This is a genomic window from Propionivibrio sp., assembly GCF_016790145.1.
Classification (GTDB): Bacteria; Pseudomonadota; Gammaproteobacteria; order Burkholderiales; family Rhodocyclaceae; genus Propionivibrio.
Genome location: NZ_JAEUOI010000125.1, coordinates 1 through 6,128, shown reverse-complemented (window position 1 = coordinate 6,128; position 6,128 = coordinate 1). Strand labels below are relative to the sequence as shown.

Sequence of the window (6,128 nt, the reverse complement as noted above, 5' to 3'; positions counted from 1 at the left end):
GAAGGAGGAATACTCGATGTGGCATCAGGCTGAGGACGCAGGGTGCGTAGAAGGAATACTCGATGCGACAAAAGTCCTTAAGGATTCATTTTGTCGTGCTGAGCCACTTCGTCCAGATCAAAGAATATGAACAGTCGATTGAAGGCGGACTTCGGATCGCATCCGTCGGGCCCTCGTCGTCTGTTGATGCGCCATAGGGGCAGACTGGACAATTTCTTCGTCTCACACCCCCGGACAGTTACACCGAGTTGGATCGACTAAAGTTACAATGCCATATTCATCGTCCTGGAAAAAGGTTTCAATCTATTCTTGATGGCAAACGTCGCTAAACTATTGATGATCCAGGGTGGAAAGTGTTTCTATTGTAGTAAGAAGCTCGCACTTGAAAACGCCACGATTGACCACGTGATTGCGAAAGCGCTTGGCGGTGACAATACCGAAGCGAATACCGTCGCTTGTTGCCATTCAATTAATCAAGCTTTCGGGAATGCCACGCCGAAGGAAAAGCTAACCGCGATCATCAATGCGGGTGGCAGGATTGACTGCCCACCCGCTCCAGTCAAAAAACCTGCGCCTGTAGTGACTGCCTCTGCTCCTGCCAAACCGCCTGTTGCCAAAAAACCGGCAGGTCATCCCTCAGTTGCAAAGCAACCGAAGGCGACAAATCAAAAACCTCCTCCCGAGATAAAGCCTTCCGAATTCCGTAAGCCGCTTCAAGATGCATTCGCAAAAGCTGCTGTGGTGAATGGCGGTGACAAAGCGATGTTGACCGCAATCAGCATCGAGGTGCGGAAGCTGATAAACGGTTTTGCTGTCAAGAAATATGGTGAAAAGACATTCGCCAATCTTGTAAAGAAGCTCGGATATCGGATCGAAAATAATTGGTGCTTCCCTCCAAAATGACTTTCCCTGCCCCTGACCTTCGATTTTCCCTGGGCAGATTGATGAACGGCTTGAGCGGCAGTAATTCTTTCTCCCAGGTAGTAGCAGCAGTAACGGCAAGCTGAAAGTCGCGATCAACGGCAAATTATTGGCGATACCAAAAGAAGGAAGTTCAGCGAGTTCCGGGCTGCTTTTAATTACGCGAACCAAGAACTAAAATGCGACGGACGTCACTCGCCCATATCAACGGTATTATTTTGCTTCCCGACATTTTTTTATTGAAGACACTGGTCAAAGCAATCCTGCCGCTGCTCCTGGCAGTGATGAGCACCGGCGTGATGGCAGAATGGGTACAGGTATACTGGGGCGAAACATCGGACGCGTATGCTGACCTGACTACCATTCGCAAGAAGGGCAAAACCGTCAGGATGTGGGATATGGTTGATTTGAAGCAACCCCAAGTGGTTGATGGCGTTTTGTTTCAGTCCGTGAAATCTCAAACCGAATATGACTGCGGTAACGTACGAAGCAGGCTTCTCACTGTTTTGGGTTACTCCCTACCCATGGGAAATGGGGTGATTGTGCTTACCGAACCCAATCCGTCCGATTGGGAGCCTGTCATACCAGGAACCCATGGCGTGATCATGTGGAATGTCGTTTGTAGTAAAAGTCCAAGCTGATGTAGCCCTCACGCCATCACCCTTCCTCTGGGCTTGTCGAACACGCATACTGCGGAAATGAAGTCATCCCTTCAGAACCTTGTTTCTCGAATTATCTTCGGTGGACAGTCGGGGGCAGATCGGATCGCACTCGATTGGGCCATCCATAACAATGTTCCTCATGGGGGATGGTGTCCTCGGGGTAGAAAAGCCGAAGACGGCCCACTGGATGCGAAATATCTGCTGCAAGAAACCAAATCGGCGGGTTACCTCCAGCGAACTCGGCAAAACGTGGTGGATAGCGACGGCACGCTTATTGTTAACCTTGGGAAACTGGAGGGAGGAACGCTCGCAACTGCGAAACTCGCTCAAAAACTAGGCAAACCCTATATTGTCTTGACGCTTGATTCCGGCGTGGGTGCCGAAGAAGTCAAGCAACTTCTGGATTGGCTGAGACGTGAGTCGATCTCCACCCTAAACGTTGCCGGCCCACGGGAGAGCAAGCGCCCCGGCATTTATTCTCTAACAAATGCACTCCTCGACTCGGCAGCGAAAGCCGCGTAATGCGAGCCAGCCAAGGCGCATTGAAATCAACAGGACTGATCGACCCCCGGCTTCTGGCATGCATACCATTACCGTCTGACGAACGATTGCCAACTTCCAAAAAATCACTGCACCGTTGCATCAATATCGACACCGCCAACCCCTGTAACCATCGCCATCACGCCGACCAATGCCTCCGCGCCGTCACGCAGCAAACCGGCACTTTCATCGTCGATGTGGGTTGCGGATAGAAGATTTGCGAGGTCAGGCAACTGCAATTCCCCGTATTTGCGTGCATAGTGTGCGGATTGCATGGCAAGAATGCGCGCCACTTCGGCAAGATCATCCTTGGAGGCCTTGGCAATCATTTCTTCTGACAATTGCCAGTAAGCACGGAATTCATTGAATATGGAATGGCTCGGCTCCACACGATTCTCCCTCGGATTGGTTTTGATCAGCTTGCTCACATCACATTGTGCCTTGGCTGACAGCCTTCAGGGGCGAGTAGTTGCCATAGCGGACGGCGACACGATCACCCTCCTCGACGCTCAGCACCAGCAGCACAAAATACGTCTTGCCGGAATAGATGCCCCTGAAAAGAAGCAGCCCTTCGGCAACGTTGCAAAGCAACGCATGGCCGATATGGTTTTCGGCAAGGAAGTACGTGTCGATGCCCGAAAAAAAGACCGCTACAAGCGCACCATCGGGCGCGTCTGGGTGGCTTCCGCAGATTGCAAGGCATCTGATTGCCCGAAGACCCTGGATGCAGGCATGGCGTTGCTTACACTGGGTTTGGCGTGGCACTACAAGCAGTATGCGAATGAACAGCCCGTAGAAGAGCGAGGACAATATTCGTTTGCCGAGGAAGAAGCGCGGAGCAAGCGCGTCGGCTTGTGGCGTGATAATGAACCCACACCGCCATGGGAGTGGCGGCACAACAAGTAACTCTCTAAATCTCGATTAATCGGCTCCTTAGCATGAGTCAAAACAGGCGCTCCCGGTAATCGCCGCATTCTTCTTCAAGCACCGTTGCCATGTTGGCCATCGGCAACACCCTTGAAAATGCACCTCGACCGCCTTGCGCAAATTGGCGGCGTAGTTTCCTCGCTTCTCGTCGCAGGCTTTCTTCTCTATTGCTACTCTTCATCTCGGGCTGACCTCCTTCGCCGCTTTGCCGCTGTCGTTCAACGTCAGCAAAGCAACTACCAAACCGGTCAGCCCAATTTATCTACCCGATTTGCCTATCGTAGCGCCATGAACCTCAGAGGCCAATGACAGCCTCCATTTCCCGAATGAGGAGATTCATTGTCACGCCCCAGCTTCCATTGTCGATTGCGGTCGCTTGGAATCGAAGCAGCGGATCGAGCGGGTCGGGAAGTTCCGACGCGTCCGGAAGCCTGGCGCCCTCCACCAGCACTGGAAAGATCGCCTTTTTCCGTTGAAGCAGTTCCGTGATCTCGGCACGAACAACATCTTCCTCCTCATGCAACCGCGATGTCTGGCCATCGCGTCCCGGAGCCAGCCACTGGCGGCCGATAACGATGAGCCCCACCTTGCACTGCTGCAGCGCGTCTTCGATGGACTGGTCCCAAGCCCGGCTTGGTGCGATACCCTGTATGTCCAGGAAAACGCGACGCTGCCCGAAATGCTCGGCGAGGTCGTACGCGAGCCGCCCCGCCGCCGCTGGTGCATCGCTGCGCCGATAGGAAATGAACACGTCGGGTGTCTCGGCAAGGGTACCCCGCAGCAGGTTCGCGAGTGGGCCGGTGCCGCTCACCCAAGGTTCGGCAAGTCGTAGGAATTGGGTCCGACTCAGGCCCGGCACGGGATGGCCGTCCCAGGTCCTGAGGATCTCCTGGAACACGAAGTCCGAATTGCCTGTGATGCCACCCAGGAACGGGAGAGGAAACACCGGCCTACCCCGTTCGATGAAGCGGCGCGCGATGTCGAGTGAACCTCGCCCGCCTCCGACCATCACAGCAGCATCGCTGCGGACAAGCACCTCGCGCTTCCACGCTTCGACGCTATGTGCAGGAACTTTACAGGCACGCGGTGCCGCGTAACCGGGCAGCGGCAGTCCGCCGCGCCGCAGAAAACGCATGCCGCCCAGGGTCACCTGAATGAATGCGCTTGGGACCGATTCACCGCGCTCCGCTCGTGCCGCGCAGAAAGCATCTGACGCCCAATAGTCGACACCGGTTGAGTTCCCGGTGACCAAACCGAATCCGGCCTCAGCGAGCGTCGTGCCGATCATGCGCGCGACGCGGCGCTTCAACGCGTTCGTCCATCCGGTGCCCGTGACGAGAACGAACTTCTCGGGCGTGTCCGAAATACGATCGATCTCCATCCGGGGATTCTAAGCCCAAACTCGCAGAATTTGGGGTCTGAGTACTATGGTACTACCACTACCGTAAGCACAATAAAGGCTGAACATTTACCAGGGGGATTGCAGGGACTCAAGACGGCTCAACTCAGGAAGTCGTACATCACGTCCTGCCTCTGGGGTGCGCCGCCGACCATGATGGACGCCACCATCCCAACCCCTGGCCGGTATTGTCAAGTTCGCCGGTATTTCGAAGAACAAGAGGAGAAAAAGTCCTCCGGTAGCCGTGACGGTTCCTCCAGAACCAAAGATATTCCAGAAATGGATGGTGTGTTTCTTCAAAATGGAGTCACTGTTTGGAGAAACAACATGAGCGCACTGGCCGAAGTGATCACCCCCGAAGAAATGCATATTCCGTCTCTGTTGGCGTTGTTCAACCATGGAGAATGGCATTGCCGTCCTGACATTCCGAATGAGGTCTATCACGCGGACCGTTCGTGTGTCTCCACCTCCGGCCTGAAACAGCTACTGCGTTCCCCGGCGCACTACCAGGCCTATCTTGACGGCACAAACCGAAAGGAAACGCCGGCCATGTTCCTGGGAACGGCAACGCACTCCCGCTTGCTCGAACCTGCGCTTTTCGAACATGAGTACGTTGTTGCGCCGGTCGGCGACAAGCGATCCAAAGAGTGGAAAGCATTCGAAATCGCCAACGCACACCGGAAAATCCTGACCCCCGATCAGTTCGTCACGCTCGAAGGCATTGCGTACAGCGTCAGTCAGCACCAATCGGCCGCTGCACTGCTGCAGGCTGGATTGATTGAACACACCCTGCTCTGGCAAGACGAAGACACCGGTATCTGGCTGAAAATCCGTCCGGATAGCCTGTGCATTGACTATGGCACAGGGATTTGCCTTGACGTGAAGAAAACGGTCGATGCGTCACCCGAAGCATTTGCCCGGGCCGCTGTGAATTATGAGTACGACCTGCAAGCAGCGGTTTATCTCGAAGGATTGCGCATGGTGTTCCAGCGCGATTTCGACTTCATTTTTCTTGCGGTGGAAGAGTCTGTGCCTTACGGATGTGCGCTCTACGGTGCGCCGTCAGAAATGCTGGAGCGTGGTCAACGACGCTTCAGGCAAGCACTGCGCACCCTGAAAGCCTGTCGTGAATCCGACGCGTGGCCCTCGTATCAGCCGCAAGGCGATTTGGCCCTTCTGGATTGGCCACGCTATGCCCGTTAAGCGCCACCGCTTCACCGGATGGTGTGTCTCTCGCTCGCCTCCATCCGGCCCGTGAGGGTTGAGAACATCGGCAGTCCCTGCCCCGGTCGGGACCCGGTCTGGGCGAGAAACACCCCAAACGTCGAGCCGAGCTTCACTTAAGCGGCGTGAATTGCCACGATGTTCAGCCGAGGAACCGAAGCCCCAACCCGCACTTCACACAATCAAGAGGATGGGTGAAAGTTTATGGTATCGAGAAAAATTCGAAGCTTTTACAAAAATCAAACCCCACAGCAAATGAAGAATCCCACCGCTAAACGTCTTGCGACGTTGTAGCGGGGGTTTCCTGGTTTTGTCGACTTATCTGTTCGCGTCTTGAAACCTCCGGTTTTAGCGATACGCTGCGATTTCCGGCAAAACCTCGCGAAGCAACGGGCCCCAAAAGAGGGTTCCGCTTAACAAGGCTTCCGGCGCATCGAGATTATCTCCGCACGCCA

At 54.7% G+C, this 6,128-nt stretch carries 7 protein-coding genes; 5 read left to right on the top strand and 2 right to left on the bottom strand.

Annotation, left to right across the window (positions count from 1 at the left end):
* The first annotated feature begins 312 nt into the window (after positions 1 to 312).
* The 3 genes from JNM42_RS10790 to JNM42_RS10780 all read left to right on the top strand — a co-directional run bounded on the left by JNM42_RS10790 (position 313) and on the right by JNM42_RS10780 (position 2,105).
* Positions 313 to 903: an HNH endonuclease gene (locus tag JNM42_RS10790; protein WP_294269331.1), complete on the top strand. Its 591-nt coding sequence runs from the start codon at positions 313 to 315 to the stop codon at positions 901 to 903.
* A 197-nt stretch (positions 904 to 1,100) separates the two neighbouring features.
* On the top strand, positions 1,101 to 1,562 hold the full coding sequence (locus JNM42_RS10785; protein WP_294269328.1) for a surface-adhesin E family protein: 462 nt from the start codon (positions 1,101 to 1,103) through the stop codon (positions 1,560 to 1,562).
* Between the two features lie 57 nt (positions 1,563 to 1,619).
* Positions 1,620 to 2,105 carry a putative molybdenum carrier protein gene (locus JNM42_RS10780; RefSeq protein ID WP_294269326.1) on the top strand — a complete coding sequence of 162 codons (486 nt, stop codon included), beginning with the start codon at positions 1,620 to 1,622 and terminating at the stop codon, positions 2,103 to 2,105.
* A gap of 104 nt (positions 2,106 to 2,209) precedes the next feature.
* Here the strand turns inward: JNM42_RS10780 and JNM42_RS10775 are convergent, their stop codons facing one another.
* Positions 2,210 to 2,551: a hypothetical protein gene (locus JNM42_RS10775; RefSeq protein WP_294269324.1), complete on the bottom strand. Its 342-nt coding sequence runs from the start codon at positions 2,549 to 2,551 to the stop codon at positions 2,210 to 2,212.
* On the opposite strand from JNM42_RS10775, the gene JNM42_RS10770 reads away from it, so the two are divergent.
* A complete protein-coding gene (locus JNM42_RS10770) occupies positions 2,535 to 3,029 on the top strand; it encodes a thermonuclease family protein (protein ID WP_294269321.1) in 495 nt (164 codons plus the stop codon). The genes JNM42_RS10775 and JNM42_RS10770 overlap by 17 nt on opposite strands.
* Positions 3,030 to 3,345: 316 nt before the next feature.
* On the opposite strand, the gene JNM42_RS10765 is transcribed toward JNM42_RS10770, so the two are convergent.
* A complete protein-coding gene (locus JNM42_RS10765) occupies positions 3,346 to 4,431 on the bottom strand; it encodes a TIR domain-containing protein (protein ID WP_294269318.1) in 1,086 nt (361 codons plus the stop codon).
* Between the two features lie 171 nt (positions 4,432 to 4,602).
* Here JNM42_RS10765 and JNM42_RS10760 point away from each other — a divergent pair, with 171 nt between their 5' ends.
* Positions 4,603 to 5,652 carry a PD-(D/E)XK nuclease-like domain-containing protein gene (locus JNM42_RS10760; protein ID WP_294269315.1) on the top strand — a complete coding sequence of 350 codons (1,050 nt, stop codon included), beginning with the start codon at positions 4,603 to 4,605 and terminating at the stop codon, positions 5,650 to 5,652.
* Positions 5,653 to 6,128: the final 476 nt, after the last annotated feature.

Coding starts and splice junctions, on each gene's coding strand:
- JNM42_RS10765 (WP_294269318.1), bottom strand. CDS start 4,431: ATGGAGATCGATCGTATTTCGGACACGCCCGAGAAGTTCGTTCTCGTC.
- JNM42_RS10785 (WP_294269328.1), top strand. CDS start 1,101: ATGCGACGGACGTCACTCGCCCATATCAACGGTATTATTTTGCTTCCC.
- JNM42_RS10780 (WP_294269326.1), top strand. CDS start 1,620: ATGAAGTCATCCCTTCAGAACCTTGTTTCTCGAATTATCTTCGGTGGA.
- JNM42_RS10790 (WP_294269331.1), top strand. CDS start 313: ATGGCAAACGTCGCTAAACTATTGATGATCCAGGGTGGAAAGTGTTTC.
- JNM42_RS10760 (WP_294269315.1), top strand. CDS start 4,603: ATGATGGACGCCACCATCCCAACCCCTGGCCGGTATTGTCAAGTTCGC.